Genomic DNA, 18,473 nt, shown 5'->3' on the forward strand with positions numbered 1-18,473 from the left:
ATTTATCTAAAAAATTTGTTTTTAACATATGAAATCTAAAAAAATTGTACATAAAATATAAAATATGTGACTATATTTTTCTTCTCATTGTGATAATGTATATGCATGAAGCCCGATCTGTTAAAAAAATACAGATTATGTAAAAATTTCCATGAGGAGGAAAAGAAATGAAAAAGCGGATTTTAAGTATTGTTATTTGTCTTGCTATGATGGTTGCGCTTATAGCTGGTTGTGGCGGCAGCAGTGATGATACCACAGCAACTACAACTGCAGCTGAACAACCTGAAACTACCACTGCATCAGGTGATGATTCAACAGGGGAAACTTCAGCAGATCCTTCAGGAGATCCACAGCTGGAAAAACATATCAAAATTTTGTCTATATGGGCACAAGACAGAGATAATGGCAAACTTATGATAGATCTTCTGGATAGATATATCGCGGAAGTGAATCCTAATTTCTCATATGATTTCGAGCTTGTTTCAGCAGATCAGCTTAGACAAAAGGTTGCCACTCTTGCTGCTTCTGACGATCTTCCTGACATTTTTGTATACGAATCAGGCAAGCCTATTGTTGAATTGATTGAAGCTGACAAAATTCTTGATATTGGGGCAGCTCTGGAAGAGTTAGGCGTTATGAATATGCTTGATGATGGTGCTGTATCCTTGTTAAAAACTCTTTCTGGTACAGATGAACTTTATGATTTGCCTTTGGGAATGAATGTTGAAGGCTTCTGGTACAATAAGGCAGCCTTTGAGACTGCCGGAGTTGATGTTCCAACAACATGGGAAGAATTTGAAGAAGTTTGTGCTAAGTTAAATGAAGCCGGTATACAGCCATTGACTGCAGGTGGTGCGGATAAATGGCCTGTAACTCGTCTGGTTAATGCCTATGTTATGAGAAGTATGGGTGTTGATGCTATGAGAAAAGCAGGTGAAGGTCAAGCAAATTATACCGATCCTGGTTATGTAGAAGCAGCACAGAAAATACAGGATCTGGCTACAGCAGGTTATTTTGGAGTTGGTATAACAACGGTAGATCAGAATACAGCGGGTAATATGCTCTTATCGGGAGAAGCCGCAATGTTCTATAACGGAAGTTGGTTTACGGAAGCTCTTACTGCTGATACTAACCCTGCGGGCGAAGACGGAATCGGTTTCTTTAATATTCCTGTAGTTGATGAATCTGTTGGTACAATAACAGAATATTCAATGAACTGCGGTAATATCCTTTGTCTGGATAAGGCAAAATATGATGAAGGAACAGCTAATTTCCTTAAGTTTTTTGTAAATAATATAGGTAATGAGGCGATGTCACAGTTTGGTGCTGTTAAAGGTTACAAATATGATGTAGAAGGTGATTTAAGCAACTACACGCAGATAGTGGCTGATGAGCTTGCTAAAGTTACCAAGGCAAGTACCTGGTTTGAGGCTTCAATGAATAGTGAAGTTTCAACCGTGGCTCAAGAGAATGTTCAAACTTTGATAAACGGTGATATGACAGCACAAGAATATATGCAGTCTATTCAAGATGCATATGACATGAGTGATTTCTAATATCCCTTTATAGTATAGCCATGGCAATTCAAGGTTAGTAAAACAATTGGGACGATGGTAAATTCATGCTATCGTCCCATTTTTCAAAAAATATGCAAGCAGGTGACAAGATGAAAAATGTGCTGGGAAACAAAAAAGCAATAGCTTTATTCGTAGTGCCGGCTTTGATCGTATATACGGTAATAGTTATACTTCCTATAGTGTGGTCTTTGTATTACTCTTTATATGCGGGTAGCCCCGGTCTTAGATGGGAATTTACAGGACTTACCAATTATAGAAATTTGTTTCGCGACAAGAATTTTCGTGACGCACTTGTTGTTAATCTAAAATATATAGCTTTTGTTATGATGGGGCAGGTTGGACTGGGTCTTGCATTGGCACTTCTCTTCCGTTTCTGGCTGGTGAAATTCAAAAACATAATTCGCACACTTGTGTTTTTTCCAGTTGTTCTGCCGACTGTTGCTGTTGGACAATTATTTTCTAAAATTTATGAAATACAGCCTAATTATGGTTTGTTGAACAGCCTTTTTGATAACCTGGGACTATCTCAATTTGTTCAGCCCTGGATAGGGCAGGCTTCTACTGCACTTGGTAGTCTTATTGTTATGGACATTTGGGTAGCTATGGGGTTTTATGCAGTAATTTTCTATGGTGCATTACTGGATATTCCTTCTGACATAATTGAGGCATCAAGAATAGATGGATGCACAGCCTTTAATATGTTCCGAAGAATTCTTATACCTCTTTTAAGGCCTGTAACAATTACCAGTCTTGTATTTAGTTTTACCGGTACAGTAAAAATGTTTGAATCTGCACTGGCTTTGACAAAAGGTGGTCCGGGCAATGCTACGAAATCATTATCTATGTATATGTACGATGTTTCATTTACATATGGTAAAGTCGGATACGGTAGTGTTATAGCCGTCTTTATCTTTCTATTATGTGTATTCGGAGCAAGAATTATTCATAAATTTGATAAGCCGTTATAACATAAGGAGATATTATAATGAAAGCAAAATTATCTATAAAAAAAGTAGGCATAAGAATTTTGATTCTGCTACTAGTGGTTATTGAAGTGTATCCTTTGTTCTGGATGCTTACTGCTTCCTTAAAACAACCTGCTGAATTTGTTCAAAAACCTGCTTATGCTCTTAACAGTGGTTTTTACTGGCAGAATTATATAGATGCCTGGACGAGAGGCAATATGGCATTGTTTTTCAAAAACAGTCTGATAAATACTCTGATAGCTTTGGTATTTATTGTTATTTTTGCCGTTACAGTTGGATTTGCATTGACAAAAATGGAATGGAAATTTCGTGAGGCGGTAGGTAAGTATTTCGCGATAGGAATAATGGTTCCTGTAGCGACTGCCCTGATACCACTTTTTCAGATATACAACAAAATGAATTTGATCAATACCAGAACTTCTCTTGTTTTAGCATATATTGCTTTTGGACTTTCTCTTTCCATATACCTGATAACAAGCTATTTACGCTCTTTGCCAGACGAAATTATTGAAGCTGGAGTAATTGATGGCTGTGGAATTTATAAATTAATGTGGTATGTTGTTGTGCCACTAATGAAAAATGGTATTGTTACTGTTTTGGTATTGCAGTTCTTCTTCAAATGGAATGATCTTCTTTTTTCGATGACTTTTATCAATGATACAGCGCTAAAGACCGTACAAACCGGATTGCTGTATTTTCAGGATGAATTTGGGTCGAAAAACTGGGGGGCTATATTTGCATCTGTTTCAATGAGTGTTATGCCGATGCTTTTGCTTTATACCATTTTGAATAAAACTGTTATTGAAGGTATGACAGCAGGAGCTGTTAAGGGTTAAGTGTATCGGAGGCAAATAAAATATATGGAACAATATATTGATAATATTAAGGATTATGTTCTTAAAAATCTTGATAAGGTATTAAAAGAGCCTGTTGGTTTTATCAAGCATCCTTTTATCGATCCCGGATCAGTTTATGATGGCAATGTCTGGGACTGGGATACTTTCTGGTCTGTATATGGTCTGTTTAACCTTGCTGAGCATATGGAAGAAGTTGATAAGGAACGTCTGATTAGACATGCAAAAGGAAATATTTTTAATTTTCTTGATCATCAGTTGGCGGACGGTTATATCCCTATGATGATTGAACTTGGTAAATGGTCTGAGCCATACCTGAATATGAAGCGTAAAGAAGGCGTTAAACTGAATATGCATAAGCCTTTTTTGTGTCAGCAGATTTGTCTGATCAGTGAATTTATCGGTGATTATAAATGGATAAGCGGCTTTGCTGATCAGCTGCAACGCTATTTTGAATGTTATGACCGTGATTATTACAATTCTAATTGTGAACTTTATGTATGGCATGACGATATCATGATCGGGATGGATAATGATCCGGCAAGTTTTGGCCGCCCGAATGATTCTACTGCTAACATATATCTGAATAGTTTTATGGTTGCCGAATTAAGAGCTATGGCGAAAATAATGAGTGCTTTATCTGATGAATTGCAGGCAGAGATATACCGGCAAAAAGCAATTGCATTAATTGAGTCGATTCAAAATGAATGTTGGGATGTAAGAGACCGGTTCTTTTATTCCGTAGATGTAGATATAAAAACACGTAAGTTTGACTGGTTTCATCAGGGTCTGGGTGTTTTCTGGAAAACTCTGCCGATTAAAATAAGAGTGTGGTCTGGTTTTATTCCTATGTGGAGCTGTTTTGCCAAGGCTGAGCAGGTGGAAGAGTTAAACAAGCATATATTTGATAAGAGTACTTTTTTGTCTGAATTTGGTCTAACCACTTTGGCTAAGGATGAAAAAATGTTTGATCTTTCTGAAACTAATAATCCTTCAAATTGGCTTGGACCCATTTGGCTTGTAGCAAATTATGTGGTTTTTAGAGGTTTGCTTAATTATGGATACAAAGCGGAAGCTAAAAAATTGTATGAAGCAACTCTCAGACTATTGGGAGAGGATTTAGCTGAAACTGGAAGTCTACATGAATACTATGATCCTTTTACCGGCAAACCGGTTATGAATGGTGGATTTATTAATTGGAATATTCTTGTTCTTAATATGTATTCTGAGCTCGATGGTAAAAAGGCTCTTACGGATGCTTATTTATTATGATTATTTGATGTTTTTGTAAGGTGATTTTATGAAAAAGGCAGGATCAGGATTCAACCCTTTTTTGCCATCCTGGGAATATATTCCCGATGGGGAACCTCATGTTTTTAATCAGCGAGTCTATTTATATGGTAGTCACGATCGTTTTAATGGACATGCTTTTTGCCTGAATGATTATGTTTGCTGGTCTGCTCCTATAGAAGATATAACCGATTGGCGTTGTGAAGGAGTGATTTATGGCAGAAACGATGATCCGCATAACAGTAATGGAGAAATGTGTCTTTATGCACCAGATGTGACTAAAGGAACAGATGGTAAATACTATCTGTATTATTGTCTGGATGGTTTATCTTTGGTTTCGGTAGCTGTGTGCGATGAACCAGCCGGGCGTTACCGTTTTTATGGGTATGTCAGATATAAAGATGGTACTTTGCTTGGAGATAGAAGGGGAGATGAGTTGCAATTTGATCCGGCAGTTTTTACTGAAAATGGCCGAACATATTTGTATACAGGTTTTTGTCCTAAAGAGCAAAAAGATCGAACGGGTGCCAGGATGACAATCATAGGTTCAGATATGCTAACAATTGAACAATCCCCTGTTACGGTTGTGCCTGGTGTTGCTACAAGTAAAGGAACAGCATATGAAGGACATGAGTTTTTTGAAGCAAGCAGTCTTCGCAAAATAAATGAAGTTTATTATTTTATTTATTCATCTATTTTGAGTCATGAGTTATGCTATGCTACTGCAAACTCTCCGACAGGTCCTTTTTCTTATGGTGGAACCATTATTAGTAATGGCGATATCGGTATTGATACATATAAGTCAGGCGATCAGAATTCTTATTTCATAAATAATAATCATGGAAGTATAGAAAAAATTAATGAGAAATGGTATGTGTTTTACCACCGCCATACAAATGGCAGTAGCTTTAGTCGTCAGGCAATGCTGGAACCGGTAGAGATAGAGTCAGACGGGAAAATATCACAAGTGGAAATGACTTCTTGTGGTCCAAATGATGGAGTGTTGATTGCAAAAGGTAAGTTTCCTGCTTATATAGCCTGCTCACTTTTTATGTCAAAAGAACCAATAATGGATTATCGTTATGGCATTTCGCCGTTTCCTTTTATCACACAGGAAAGTATTGATAATGAGAATTATTCCTATATTAAAAATATAACCGATGGTGTAATAGTTGGTTACAAATATTTCGACTGCAAAGGTGTAAAAAAGATAGCTGTAAAAGCAAGAGGCAAATATAATGATGGCAGAATTGTGATTGCAACTTCATTAAACGGAACTGCTATTGGAGAAATTTTTTTGACCGACAGTAATGAATGGCGTTGGAATACAAATAAAATTATAATTCCAGATGGCATCCATGCACTTTACTTTAAATTTGAAGGCAAGGGCTTTCTTAGTCTGGCTGCAGTTTCTTTTAATTGAAGGCTTGGCAGGCAGCTTTTTTTTGGTTTTTATCTTGATACATATTCTGATCTGCTTTGTGAATAAGAGAATCAATATCCGTCTGTTCATTTTTTTCTATCCTTGCATAACCTTGTGCAATAACAAAAGGATAAAACAATGTTTTGCCTGTTTCTTTAACATGTTCATTAAATTTTTCTTGCAGATCATTAAGGATATTCTGATTGTCCAGATCTAGAATGCAGGCAAATTCATCACCACCAATACGATAGCAGGTTCCATATTCGGAAAAAACTTCTTTCAGAACTTCAACACTTTTAATAATTGCCTCATCACCATATTTGTGACCGTAGATATCATTGATTTTTTTTAAGTTGTTTAAGTCAAAAATCCCGACAATTGAACTTGTTTGATTTTCTTTGTGATATATAATGTGAAGGTCACGATCGAAAGCCATACGGTTAGGGGCTTTAGTTAATTGATCGGTATAAGCTAAAGTTTCATAAAGGTCAGCTTGTAAGCTTTTTCGACGAACCTCACCGATTCTTCTTATAGAATTGAAAGTTAGTATGAAAACGAAAAGTACAACTCCTGTTCTGAGGAAAAAAGAGACTTGTACTTGGCTGACAAAATAAAAATAAAAGAGCTCGATAAATCCCAAGCACACCATGATTAAAAGACCTTGGAGAAAAACTTTGGCATCTGCATTCTTTCTTTTGGTTGCTTCATAAAAAAGAATATAAATACTGGTAAGAGCAGTAATTACCAGTAATATATGAGTGATTATAAGACTATCAAAAAAAGCCAGTAATCCTGATAACTGTAGAAAAATTATTACGAAAACATTGAGGATGTGGACAAAAGTTAAACTTTTAAATAAAAGTCGATATTTAGAGTCAACAATTGACTTCATATAAATTAGCAATGGTGCCGGTATAAGTGACAGCGTAATATAAGCCAAGCTACCAATGATAAACTGGTTTCCAGTAAAAAAATTCAGCATTTTCCCTTCTGCCAGCAGATAAATAGATATGATAATAGCAAATAAACCAACGGCACTTGTTTCAGAATATTCATCTCTTAGGAAAAAAATTGGGGCAAAGGCGAGTAATATACCGGCAATAAATATTATGAGAGTAAGGATAAAACCAGCACTGTAGTTTTTCAAAATAAATAACTGCAATTGAGAAGATTTACCATAATAGATATCATTTACTTGTCCTGACATATTATCGAAAGGTGAACTAAGTTCTATAGTTAATGTTTTCCCTGCTGAAAAATCAGGAATATCAATAATATGCCATATGCTGGCATATGGAAGAACTATTTTACTTTCACTATTTTCAAATAACTTCTCATATATTTTTGATTCATCTAAAAAAACCACTACATTTTGCAAGGATCCTCTAATTAAAATGCTTTGAGAAACAAGAAAATCATCATTTAATTTTTGACTAAGCGATACTTTGGTTCCACCAGCTACAGGCAGTTTTAGAGGGAGTGTATTCTCATCAGTTAAAGATAATTCTTTCGCATGGATTTGCCAATTATTATTAAATCTCTGAGGCTTTTCGATGCTGAGTTTGAGGTTTTGACCTGGCACAAAAAAGGACATGACAATAAAACATACAAAAATAAATAACAGAACAATATATAAAGTGATAAATGATTTTTTTCTCATAAGACCTCTTTCAATAAACCGTGCTACCGTATTCTAATATCTTTGCTTAAGTTATTTTATCACTATCAAAACCCTCACATTTATTATCGTCGACTTTCTATCAATATTTAATTGCCGTATAATGACAATTAGTCGTAAATGAAAGGAGTTTCATACTATGTCGAGTGTAGAAGAAAAACTGGCTGCATCTTTAACTGCTGAAAATACAGAACTTATCCCGCATCTGCCCTATCTGCTTCAGGATTTGTGGGATCTTGGATCTTCTCCCAGAGATATGCTGGAGTTAATTACAAAAGAGATAAATGCAATGGACAAAACAAGAGTGCTGGATCTGGCTTGCGGCAAGGGAGCAGTAAGCGTTCATTTGGCCAAGGAGACAGGCTGTCAGATTAAAGGTATTGATATTATGCCTGATTTTATCGCTTTTGCAAGTAAAAAAGCTTTGGAATACAGAGTGGAAAAGCTCTGTGAATTTAAAACAGGGGATATTAACGAGGCTGTTAATTCAGAAAAAATTATGATCTTGTTATTCTTGGTGCTGTAGGCGATGTTTTAGGAACACCGGAAGAAACAATAGTAAAACTGAAAAAAACAGTTAAGCCCGGAGGATATATTCTGATTGATGACGCTTATGGGAAAATTGGTAAAAAAGTTGACTATTATTCAAAGCAGGAATGGCTGCAGCTTTTGTTAGAAAATGATGTAAATCTTATTAATGATAAAATTGTGGCACAAGAAGAGTTGGTTGATCTTAACATTTTGCAGCAAAAACAAATTTGCAAGAGGGCTAACGAGCTTAAACAAAAATATCCTGAAGCAGCAGACCTTTTTGAGGGATATATAAAAAGCCAGCAAGCTGAATGCGATATGTTGGAAAATGATATTATTGGTGTTACTATGCTTTTGCAAAAAATAAGATAACAAAAAATACTCCTTTAATTTCATGTGAAACTAAAGGAGTAAAATTACTGTTTTTAATAATATTTTTAAGGCTTTTACAATAAATTACATTAAAAGTGACATAACGAAAAGTGCTATGCAGCCAACTGTAAAAGCAATGATACCTGGATTAATACCTGCTGTCTTAAAACGCTTGCCTTTTGGAATATCATTTTCGCTTAAAGGTACGCTAAATTTCTTGCGATTTATTATAAGCAAGACAATACCGACAAGGCTTAACCCGAGAATTATAATTATATACATTCCAAACAAAAAGAGACCCACCAGAGAATCGCCAATTGTTTCCATCATAATTTGCATATCGTCAATAAGAGCAAGTTCATCAAGCATTTCCAGATCGATAAGATTTAGCAGAGATGGTGCCAGTACTGTTCCTAAAAAATTAATAAAAATATGTAACCCAATGACATATCTGAGTTTGCCACTTATAGTATAAATATAGGCAAATAGCAGACCCAAGGCAAATGCATAGAAGAATTGATAAAAATTACCGTGGAAAAGGCCGAAAAGCAGACCAGATAAAAGGATTGACAAACCTTTGCCAAAACGAATAGTTTTGTCGATCAAAATTTTGCGAAAAATGATTTCTTCAATGATTGGTGCCAGCAAAGCAGCGAAAATAAATGTAGCTAAAGGATTTGAGTCTATAACAAGATCCTGAAGTGCATGGGTTGCTTTAAGATTAAATGCTGACTGTAGAAGTGTTGTAAGACCAAGACCTATTAGATTTCCAATGTACATAAGTGGCAGGCACATAATTGCATACATAATTATATGCCCTGGCTTTAATTTGTTCTCTTCAGGAGCATTACCCTCTATTTTTTTTGTCATAAGCAGAAAAACTGGAAATGCTACCAGATACAATGGCAATAAGGCTACACTATAATTAAGCCAGCTGTTAGAAGCATAATCTACTTTCAAAGTTTCCAGAACGATTGCTAGCAGCGTCTGCACGATGCTTGTTATCAGCAAGAGCGCTACTAACGAAAATCCTATACGTGAAAAAATTTTCCTGCTTGCAGATAGATCATAAGTTGTTGTTTCCAAGGTGATTTCCTCCGTTTGATTTCATTTGATTAATTTTCCGCATTCATATTTTTTTCCAGTTTGATTGCTGTTAGACTATATGAAATTACAAGAATAAGCCAAATTACAGCAACCACAGCTATTGGCAGCAAGCCGGTGTCAAAAAAAGTGTTAGCTATAAAAAGTATTACCCACAGACCGATACAGACTCCGCTCACTGTCTGATAAGCTGCATAGGCAGATTTGTAAATAATAAGCTTTTGTGCCTCATCACAGCTGTTTTGCCACTTTTTATTAAAATCCATGTCGTAAACGCTGCCCTTTTTTTCAGGATTTATTTTTTTGACCTGATCTACAATTTTTTGCTGAAGTACAATAATCAAAGCTATACTAATTAAAAAGCTCACAAGAGTAATTATCAATGGGATTAATGATTCAACTCCATTAACGTGGAAAGATGCAGCGAAGAAAAAGAAACACAAAATAAGCAAAATAGAAGTAAGTAAAAGTGCATATCCTAATTTTCTTTCTGCCAAATCAATTAGTTCTTCATTTTCTCCGTCCCATTTTTGATAAGTCTTTTTACCTTGGCTATAAAAAAGATAAATTGGAAATATGAAAATAATGCTAATAGTTCCTATACTGAACGGCATTATTTTAATCAGGATTTCAGAAAGAAATACTGGAATTATTAAATCAACACGATCCGATAGTATTCCACTGAAATAGCCCATAAAGCCACCAACTATACCACTAATCAGAATTAAAAGTAAAAATGGTTTGAGCGCTTTGCGATTTTCTGTTTTGATATTATCGTTATCAATCTTTTTCATTTTCATTTTCCTCACTATATGAAAAAATATCTTCAACTTTTGCGTTCAATACTTTGGCGATTTTCAAGGCTAGTGTTACTGAAGGAGAATAATCACCTCGTTCGATCAGACTGATTGTTTGTCTAGAAACACCTACAAGCTTCCCCATTTCATGTTGATTAATATCTAGTTTGGCTCTTTGTATTTTCAGATTGTTTTGTAATGGCATATCACAACACCCTGTCCCTTTTTGACTATTAATGTTGGCATAATGACAAGTAATTTTGTCATTATTATAGCTTGTGACAAGGATAGTTGTCAATAGTAAGGTTTTTAAAAATAAAATCCCTCATCCTGGTTTCCGGCTGAAGGATTTTAATGGTGTTTATTCGATGTGACTTTTAACGTTTATATTTCAATCTATCCCCCATTAGTTGGGTTAAAAGATCTTTGATGTCTTGATGATTTCCATAATTGTGAGAAAATTTTAAGGTTTTTCCATCTGCAAGTGTTATATGAAGTTTGCCGCCTTTGGTAGTTTCTGTTCCATCGCTTGCCATATCAGTACTGTGAGCGTGAAAGAGCATTTTTGAAATCTGGTTATAATCTATTATCATATTGGAAGAATCCTCAGAAAGAATTTGTTGTGATGGCATATTATAATATCGAAGATGATAATCTGCCCAGAAATCCATCATTGCTTTGCTTCCCTGAAAAAAGCCCTTGCCATTTGCCTTAATTTCCTGAGACATACGCTTGCTTTCTTCTTTTTGTTTTTCTTTTGAGAGATAAGCTAGAACTATTTTATCTGCCATAAAAACCAGATGACAGGTAGTTGACTTAAAAAAAGAAAGGCTTTGATAAGTTTGCAGAACCTTAAGTACATTTTCGTTGGCGTACTGATTTTGTGGCGCTGCTTGCTGATATTGTATCGTTTGTGGCGCTGCTGTATTTGCAGCCGTTGAAGCTGCAGTTTCTGCAGGAGCAGTTATATCCTTACCACAGCTAGTGCAAAATCTAGCACCTTCCGTCAAGTTTTTTCCGCAATTAGTGCAAAACATTAATTCCTCCGATCTGCTGCTTACGAATTCCATAGCAGTCTGTTCACGATTTGTCATGTGTTGTTCAGTTCATTATACACTAAATATTATTAATGATAAAAATTTCAGGCAGTAACTTGACAGGAGAACAAGTTGTGTATACTATATGACTATAAAGTTCATTTTGGTCACACAGTGTGTTTTTTGAAACAGGAGAATTATATGCCCAGAGGATTTACTGATTATGAGCGAAAAGTTTTTAGACATAAATTACAGGAAGAGGCAGTGTTTTGTCTCAAGCAATATGGCATGCGTAAAACAACTGTCGATGAGATAACTTCCAGAGCTGGTATTGCAAAAGGCTCTTTTTACCAGTTTTATCAATCTAAGGAAATGTTATTTCTGGAAGTAATATATGCTTTCCATGATGAAATTCAAGCTGAGTTGTTAAAGCAAATCGAGAGAATAAAGCAAAGTATGACTGCTGATAAATTAACAGATTTAATATTCAATTTGTTCGGCAAAGTTGAAGAATCTTTTTTGTATCCTTTGATGCAAAATGGTGATCTGCAACGTTTGATTAGTATGGTGCCGAATGACAATGTTAAGCTACATACTGAGCACGATGATCTAAACATGAAGCAGCTGCTCTCAATGTTTCCAGAGCTAAAGCAGGATAATCTTGAAAAATACAGCGCGGCACTTAGAGGTATATTTTTCACCATGTTTTTTAAGCGTGAGATAGGTAGTGATATTTTCCCTGATGCTCTCAAAGCAATGATACATGGGATTATTTTGCAGATGTATGCAGATAGTAAAAGTGATGGAGATAGATATGATTGAAGTTAAAAATCTTTTTTTCAGCTATACGGATAAACCATTTATCGAGCAGATGAATTTTTCAGTAAGTTCTGGGCAGATATTAGGGTTTTTAGGCCCATCTGGGGCGGGTAAAAGCACTCTTCAAAAAATACTGACTGGATTGCTTACGACATATAAAGGAAAAGTTCTAGTTCATGGTCAGGAAGTAAAGAATCATGACAGTGAGTTTTATGAAAATATAGGTGTAGATTTCGAATTTCCTTGTTTGTATGAAAAGTTAACCGGAAGAGAAAATCTTGATTTTTTTGCTTCTCTTTATAAGAAAAAACAAAATCCGGCACCTTTGATGAAAAGACTAGGATTGTTTGATGATGCAGATAAAAAAGTTTCTGACTACTCAAAAGGAATGAAGTCTCGACTGAATTTTATTAAGTCTTTGCTGCATGAGCCGCAACTGTTGTTTCTTGATGAACCAACGTCGGGTCTTGATCCTTCCAATGCCGGGTTATTAAAAGAAATTGTGCTGGAAGAAAAAGAAAAGGGGAAAACCATAATTCTGACAACGCATAATATGTATGATGCGACCGAACTTTGTGATCAGGTTGCTTTTATTGTTGATGGAAAATTAAGGGCTTTTGATACGCCTAGAAATCTGATAATGTCACGAGGTGCAAATCAGGTTGTCTACACTTATCAAGAAGAAGAAAACTTGATCGAAAAGAAAGTTTTGCTTAGCAATACTGCATCAGATATTAAACTTCAAGAGCTTATAAACAGTAATAGTCTTAGATCTATTCACAGCAGCGAACCAACGCTTAATGATATTTTTGTCGAGCTAACCGGGAGAAAGCTTCAATAAGTGTGATGAGTTGGCTGATTGATGAAGCTTCGGTCAAGATTGCCTAAGCTTTTAGTGACTTGGAGGAACCAAATGAGAGTAGTGAGCCTAATTAAAGGCGATATCAGATTTCAATTCAAATATGGCTTTTACTTTCTCTATTTTATTTTTAGCCTGCTGTATATCTTGTTGGCAAATATACTGCCTCAAAGCTGGCGGCAGATTGCTGTTACAATCATGGTTTTTACCGATCCCGCAGCAATGGGTTTGTTTTTTATGGGGGCAATAATTCTTTTTGAAAAAAGCGAACGGGTTCTGGATAGTATAGCTGTTTCGCCGGTAAAAGTGCAGGAATATGTATTGTCAAAGTTGCTTTCCATAGGTGCTATATCAACTCTTTCAGCATTAGCTATAGCTGTTGGCAGTGGCCTTTCTTTTGATCTGTTTTATTTTATATGTGGTGTGTTTTTGGGATCCTGCTTTTTTTCTGCCATCGGACTGATAATAGCAGCTAAAAGTGTAACACTAAATGATTTTATTCTTAATACTATTCCTGTTCAGTTGATTATCAATCTTCCGGCACTGGCATATATTTTTGGGTGGCGATATATCTGGCTTTTGATACATCCAGGTGTCAGCATTATTGAATTGATAATGTATGGGGACTATCGCTTGCCAGCTTTTGTTATTCTTCTTGTTTTAACTTTTCTGGCTTTTTATCTGACATGCAGGGTGATAAGAAAAATGTTTGTATCACTGGGAGGCGTTAAACTGTGAAGGCAATATACTATTCATTCAGGGTTTTTATTCAACAGATATTGCGTGATGATATGCTTTGGGCAGTTTGTTGCGCTCCTTTACTTGCAGGTTTGTTTTTTCGATTTGCAATACCGGCTATTGACCAATGGCTGGCCGGCATTTTGGCCGGTGAGTTGATATTAGAATCATATTATCTGTTATTTGATCTGCTTTTGAATTTGCTTACTCCTTATATGTTTTGTTTTGCAGCAGCAATGGTTATGCTGACTGAATATGATGAGAATATAGCAGTCTATATGGCAGTTACACCAGTAGGCAAGAAAGGGTATATTATCTCACGATTGATGATTCCGGCAGTTATTTCAATCCCGGCAGCTATCTTATTTACAGTTGTATTTTCTTTGACCAGATGGACTTTTGTTATGCTTGTTGCTATCAGCGTATTATCAAGCCTGCTCAGTGTTGCAGTTACTATGCTTTTGGTATCATTGTCAAACAATCGTGTAGAAGGAATGGCATTAGCTAAGCTTTCAGGGTTGATGATGTTAGGTCTGCCTATTCCTTTTTTTATTTTTTCCAACTATAGATTTCTTTTTTCGCCGCTTCCTTCTTACTGGCTGTCACTCACTGCCGTTAGTCAAAATTATGTCTATATGATACCTGCTGTATTAACAGCTTGTTGCTGGAGTATATTTTTTTATCGTAAATTTAAAAGTAAACTATCTGGATAAACGTTGTTAAGGTCGAACCATCTTTTATCAGCTTTCCTATTTTTCAAAACTTTTGCTTATCTTTAATATCAAAGTGGTGCCTTTATTTGGAGCACTTTTAATTCTGAATGCATTTTTACCATATAGAATGCGAATTCGCCTAATTACATTATCAAGTCCAATACCATGGGTGTCGGTGCTTAATTCATTTTTGCCTGTTTCTTTTTGTTCTGATAAGATCTTTTGAATCGTATCTTCTTCCATGCCTAAACCATTATCTCTTATAGATATACTTACATAGTCGATTTCATCAGAAACAGATAACCAGATACTGCCGGTAAGACCTTCTTTATTGAAAGCGTGCATAATAGCATTTTCGATTAGAGGCTGTATAATCATTCCAGGAACTTTTGTATCAAGCACCTGCTCATCATAGCTTGTATTAAATTCTATTCTTTTTCCAAACCTCATTTTTTGTAATTCTATATAATTTTCCACATTATCAATCTCTTCTGATAAAGTTACCATCTGATCAAGTTCACGTAATGAATATCTTAGTATTTTAGAAAGTCGGCTTATCATTTGTCCGGTTGATTCACCATTTTCCATTACTGACAATGCATGAATTGAGTTAAGTGTGTTAAACAGAAAATGTGGATTTATTTGCATTTGCAACATATGAAGTTCTGTTTTGCGCAGCAAATTTTTCATTTCCAGATTATCTATTTTTTGTTGATGCAGCTGACGTTCTATGTCTGCTTTTAGTGTTAGTTCATCAATTAGTGCATAAATTTGATCAGTCATTTTTTTATATGACCCTATTAGACTGTTTACTTCTAAACTATATTTATTTGATTCTGCATATTGATACTTATTTCTTTCATTATCAGCTGCATTAAATTTTTTCATTTGTACTGCTAAACGTTTTATAGGTTGTGTTAAATATCTGGAGGCAATAATTGCAGTGATTAAACATAAAAGAATAATTGCGCAGGTCGAGACTATGACCTGGACTTCAAGAGCTGCACGTCTTTTTTCGAAGCTTTCATTATACGTTTTAGAATCCTGCAAAATGGAGTTACTTAGCCTATTGATTTCATTATCTATATATTCTTTATGTCTTTCGATATAAGATAACTGAGGTCTTATATATACAGCTGAGAGACTTTCATTGTCAATTGTTTGAAAATATAATTTAACAGCCTCATCTATTGTAATTACCATATTATTAATATCAGAGATAATAAACTGGCTGGGTGCTTCGGTATTATTTTTAATTTCTGATAATACTTCCTTAAGTTTAGAAAGATTAATATCGTAATGACTTTTAATCCTCGTTCTATCATTTTTTTCGACGTCATAGTAGCCTGTTATGTCATACATTAAATCGTCTAGTATCTCAGAAAAATCTGTTATCAGATACATTTTTTGATAACTTTCGTTTAGCTGACTTAAAATATTTTTATATTGAATGCTAAGTAATAATGTATTTGCGGACATAATCAATATTATAAAAGCAAAACTAAGCAGCAAGACACTCCTGATTTTATACCTGCGTTTTGAAAAAATTTTTTTCACTCAAAAGTCTCCTCATAATCTATTTCTATATTCACTGGGGGTTGATCCGTTAATTTTTTTAAAAAGCTTAGTAAAATAAATTGTATCCTGATAGCCACATTGCATAGCTATTTCTTTTATAGTCATTTTAGGTTCCTTTAATAATTTTTTGGCAAGCGAGATGCGTCTTGAGGTCAGGTATTTGTGAAAAGTGCTTCCAGTTTCTTCCTTATATGCTTTACAAAGATATTGTGAACTTATGCCCAAATCTTCTGCTATGCTGCTAAGAGTTATTTCAGCAAGCGCTTTTTCTTGCAAAATATTGTCAATTCGCTCAAGTAGATTATGTTTTCTGCCTGCGCCGATTTTTATAGCCTCTAATGTACTGGCAAGTTGTTGCCTTACAATTAGTTCAAGCATTTCCGGTTGGTTTTTGTCAACTTCGCCATTTATTATTCTATGAAAATTTCTATAATCAACATCTAAACGCATTTCTTCGAGTTGGTGATTTAATAAAAAGATTAGTTGAACTGTAAATACAAGCCTTTTATCGGCTTGCAAAGGCATAACTAACTCAAACCATTTAGCTAGCTGTATTTTAGCCATATCGATATTACTATTTTTTACAAAGTTAATAATATCGGCTATAATTTCTTTTACTTCACGATCTGCAGCAGTTAAATCTTGTTTGCTATTATTAAGAGTGTGCCATGCCTCAATCCAGTTACCATCCTTTATGATAGTAGTACATATTTTCAACTTATTATCGAGATCTTGTTCCAGACTCTCCAGAATCTGATCCGCCTGAGAAATTAAATTATGATTATCACAGTCTTGGCTGGATCCGCTATTATTGCAACCTGATATAAACAGTAATAATCTGCCGGCAATAACGGCTTGAAGACAAATTTGTTCTGCTGGAATAACTTCTGTAATTATCTGACTAAGAGCTGAATTAATATCTTCTACTAAGTCTGCATGATTGTTTATTAGAATTAATATGCCATATTCCAGATTGTTTTGATAAATTTTTTTCAGGTCAAATTTCAAAGCGCTGCCGGGTTTTCCTGATAATAGCATTTCTATAAGTGTTTGATCACTTAGTGGATTTTGTATATCTAATTGCTTGTCGTTGATCTGGAGGTTTTTTAATTTTTCATTTAGATCCTCTTTAGTAACTGGCTTGAGAAGATACCCTTTAGCACCTAAATCCATTGCTTTAGAAACATAATCAAAATTATCGTAAGCGGAACATATTAAAACGTTAATATCTGGCTTTATGCTGGTTATATGTTTTAGCGTTTGCAGACCATCCATGCCAGGCATATGAATATCCATTACTACTACATCAGGCTCATAAAGTTTGAAAAAATCTATAGCTTCTTGACCGTTTTCAGCTTCGGCAACAATTTCAATATCCTTAAAATGTCTGGAAAGAAGTGCTCTGAATGCAAATCTTGATAAATCCTCATCATCCACTAGTAACATTTTGAGCATGTGTCACCTCTTATATTTTAATAAAATAATTTCAGATTTTTCACTTAAAGAAAATCTTAGCTTCTTTGTCTGCACTGACTGTGTCTTTTGCCTGATTCGAACTGCTAACCTCAATACAAACACATTTTTCAAAATCGTTTTCCGTAATATCTATGTTTATTATAGTATCCTGATCTGTTTTACCGGCCAAAGGCTCCATTTTTTTTGTTATAGTCTCAATCAGTGACAAATGGGCAATAATTGAGTTTTCATTATTTATTTTAATGTGATAATCAACAGTGCTATGAATTTTAAGCAGTTCTGTATAAATTTTAAGAGCCTTTATTTCATCTTTAATTAGTACATCTTTTTGGTTTTTGGTTGCATATCTCACAAATCTACTGCATTTTTCGAGGAAATCAGCTGTGCTGAAAGCATTTTCTATAAGAGCCATATTATTAGCATCGATAAAAGCTTGTTGAATTATTTTACCTAAAAGCATATTCATACTGATGTAAAATTAAACCTCCATAGAAAATATTAAACAAAATGTTATCAGATATATTGCCTGAACCAAAAACTCAGTTCATTTTAACAAAGAATAGAATGATTGGCTACTTTTTGACAATTATGGTAGAAAAAGTTCTCAGTTGTATTGTAGCATTTGCACAATTAGAATATAG

The 18,473-nt window shown here is 34.9% G+C and carries 19 protein-coding genes; 11 read left to right on the top strand and 8 right to left on the bottom strand.

Features of this window, described 5'->3' with window-relative positions:
- Nucleotides 1–167: 167 nt before the first annotated feature.
- The 5 genes from AC0KSB_RS04000 (at nucleotide 168) to AC0KSB_RS04020 (ending at nucleotide 6,130) form a co-directional block, all read left to right on the top strand.
- Nucleotides 168–1,556: an ABC transporter substrate-binding protein gene (locus tag AC0KSB_RS04000; protein WP_472306924.1), complete on the top strand. Its 1,389-nt coding sequence runs from the start codon at nucleotides 168–170 to the stop codon at nucleotides 1,554–1,556.
- Between the two features lie 110 nt (nucleotides 1,557–1,666).
- A complete protein-coding gene (locus AC0KSB_RS04005) occupies nucleotides 1,667–2,545 on the top strand; it encodes a carbohydrate ABC transporter permease (protein WP_472306925.1) in 879 nt (292 codons plus the stop codon).
- Nucleotides 2,546–2,562: 17 nt separating this feature from the next.
- Complete coding sequence (locus tag AC0KSB_RS04010) at nucleotides 2,563–3,399, top strand: carbohydrate ABC transporter permease (RefSeq protein WP_472306926.1); 837 nt, start codon at nucleotides 2,563–2,565, stop codon at nucleotides 3,397–3,399.
- Between the two features lie 24 nt (nucleotides 3,400–3,423).
- Nucleotides 3,424–4,689: an MGH1-like glycoside hydrolase domain-containing protein gene (locus AC0KSB_RS04015; RefSeq protein WP_472306927.1), complete on the top strand. Its 1,266-nt coding sequence runs from the start codon at nucleotides 3,424–3,426 to the stop codon at nucleotides 4,687–4,689.
- 28 nt (nucleotides 4,690–4,717) lie between these two features.
- The gene (locus AC0KSB_RS04020) at nucleotides 4,718–6,130 is read left to right on the top strand and encodes a family 43 glycosylhydrolase (RefSeq protein WP_472306928.1); all 1,413 of its coding nucleotides are present in this window, start codon (nucleotides 4,718–4,720) and stop codon (nucleotides 6,128–6,130) included.
- Here the strand turns inward: AC0KSB_RS04020 and AC0KSB_RS04025 are convergent.
- Entirely contained in the window at nucleotides 6,123–7,790 is a 1,668-nt protein-coding gene (locus AC0KSB_RS04025) for a GGDEF domain-containing protein (protein ID WP_472306929.1), read from the bottom strand. The two genes, AC0KSB_RS04020 and AC0KSB_RS04025, sit on opposite strands and share 8 nt — an antisense overlap.
- Before the next feature lie 157 nt (nucleotides 7,791–7,947).
- Here AC0KSB_RS04025 and AC0KSB_RS04030 point away from each other — a divergent pair, with 157 nt between their 5' ends.
- Nucleotides 7,948–8,334 (top strand): SAM-dependent methyltransferase, encoded by a 387-nt coding sequence (locus AC0KSB_RS04030; RefSeq protein WP_472306930.1) that lies wholly within the window; start codon nucleotides 7,948–7,950, stop codon nucleotides 8,332–8,334.
- A 143-nt stretch (nucleotides 8,335–8,477) separates the two neighbouring features.
- The gene (locus AC0KSB_RS04035; RefSeq protein ID WP_472306931.1) at nucleotides 8,478–8,711 is read left to right on the top strand and encodes a hypothetical protein; all 234 of its coding nucleotides are present in this window, start codon (nucleotides 8,478–8,480) and stop codon (nucleotides 8,709–8,711) included.
- An 84-nt stretch (nucleotides 8,712–8,795) separates the two neighbouring features.
- Here AC0KSB_RS04035 and AC0KSB_RS04040 read toward each other — a convergent pair whose 3' ends face one another.
- The 4 genes from AC0KSB_RS04040 to AC0KSB_RS04055 all read right to left on the bottom strand — a co-directional run bounded on the left by AC0KSB_RS04040 (nucleotide 8,796) and on the right by AC0KSB_RS04055 (nucleotide 11,649).
- On the bottom strand, nucleotides 8,796–9,797 hold the full coding sequence (locus AC0KSB_RS04040) for a lysostaphin resistance A-like protein (protein ID WP_472306932.1): 1,002 nt from the start codon (nucleotides 9,795–9,797) through the stop codon (nucleotides 8,796–8,798).
- A gap of 29 nt (nucleotides 9,798–9,826) precedes the next feature.
- Complete coding sequence (locus tag AC0KSB_RS04045; RefSeq protein ID WP_472306933.1) at nucleotides 9,827–10,609, bottom strand: DUF3169 family protein; 783 nt, start codon at nucleotides 10,607–10,609, stop codon at nucleotides 9,827–9,829.
- Nucleotides 10,596–10,817: a helix-turn-helix transcriptional regulator gene (locus tag AC0KSB_RS04050; RefSeq protein ID WP_472306934.1), complete on the bottom strand. Its 222-nt coding sequence runs from the start codon at nucleotides 10,815–10,817 to the stop codon at nucleotides 10,596–10,598. Before AC0KSB_RS04050 ends, AC0KSB_RS04045 begins: the two co-directional genes overlap by 14 nt.
- A gap of 172 nt (nucleotides 10,818–10,989) precedes the next feature.
- Nucleotides 10,990–11,649, bottom strand: coding sequence for a zinc ribbon domain-containing protein (locus AC0KSB_RS04055; RefSeq protein WP_472306935.1), 660 nt, complete (start codon nucleotides 11,647–11,649; stop codon nucleotides 10,990–10,992).
- A 201-nt stretch (nucleotides 11,650–11,850) separates the two neighbouring features.
- Here AC0KSB_RS04055 and AC0KSB_RS04060 point away from each other — a divergent pair, with 201 nt between their 5' ends.
- From AC0KSB_RS04060 to AC0KSB_RS04075, 4 genes are all read left to right on the top strand, one after another.
- Nucleotides 11,851–12,471 (top strand): TetR/AcrR family transcriptional regulator, encoded by a 621-nt coding sequence (locus tag AC0KSB_RS04060; protein ID WP_472306936.1) that lies wholly within the window; start codon nucleotides 11,851–11,853, stop codon nucleotides 12,469–12,471.
- Nucleotides 12,464–13,309, top strand: a complete 846-nt coding sequence (locus tag AC0KSB_RS04065) for an ABC transporter ATP-binding protein (protein WP_472306937.1) — start codon at nucleotides 12,464–12,466, stop codon at nucleotides 13,307–13,309. The genes AC0KSB_RS04060 and AC0KSB_RS04065 overlap by 8 nt, the downstream gene beginning before the upstream one ends.
- A gap of 72 nt (nucleotides 13,310–13,381) precedes the next feature.
- Nucleotides 13,382–14,065, top strand: a complete 684-nt coding sequence (locus tag AC0KSB_RS04070; protein WP_472306938.1) for a fluoroquinolone export ABC transporter permease subunit — start codon at nucleotides 13,382–13,384, stop codon at nucleotides 14,063–14,065.
- Nucleotides 14,062–14,778, top strand: a complete 717-nt coding sequence (locus AC0KSB_RS04075) for a hypothetical protein (RefSeq protein ID WP_472306939.1) — start codon at nucleotides 14,062–14,064, stop codon at nucleotides 14,776–14,778. The genes AC0KSB_RS04070 and AC0KSB_RS04075 overlap by 4 nt, the downstream gene beginning before the upstream one ends.
- Nucleotides 14,779–14,814: 36 nt before the next feature.
- Here the strand turns inward: AC0KSB_RS04075 and AC0KSB_RS04080 are convergent, their stop codons facing one another.
- Genes AC0KSB_RS04080 through AC0KSB_RS04090 form a run of 3 tightly spaced genes read right to left on the bottom strand, consistent with a single transcriptional unit; the run spans nucleotide 14,815 to nucleotide 18,292 of the window.
- A complete protein-coding gene (locus AC0KSB_RS04080; protein ID WP_472306940.1) occupies nucleotides 14,815–16,335 on the bottom strand; it encodes a sensor histidine kinase in 1,521 nt (506 codons plus the stop codon).
- Between the two features lie 12 nt (nucleotides 16,336–16,347).
- The gene (locus tag AC0KSB_RS04085) at nucleotides 16,348–17,811 is read right to left on the bottom strand and encodes a response regulator transcription factor (protein ID WP_472306941.1); all 1,464 of its coding nucleotides are present in this window, start codon (nucleotides 17,809–17,811) and stop codon (nucleotides 16,348–16,350) included.
- A gap of 40 nt (nucleotides 17,812–17,851) precedes the next feature.
- Nucleotides 17,852–18,292, bottom strand: coding sequence for a hypothetical protein (locus AC0KSB_RS04090; protein WP_472306942.1), 441 nt, complete (start codon nucleotides 18,290–18,292; stop codon nucleotides 17,852–17,854).
- Nucleotides 18,293–18,473: the final 181 nt, after the last annotated feature.

Source organism: Ercella succinigenes, assembly GCF_900002895.1.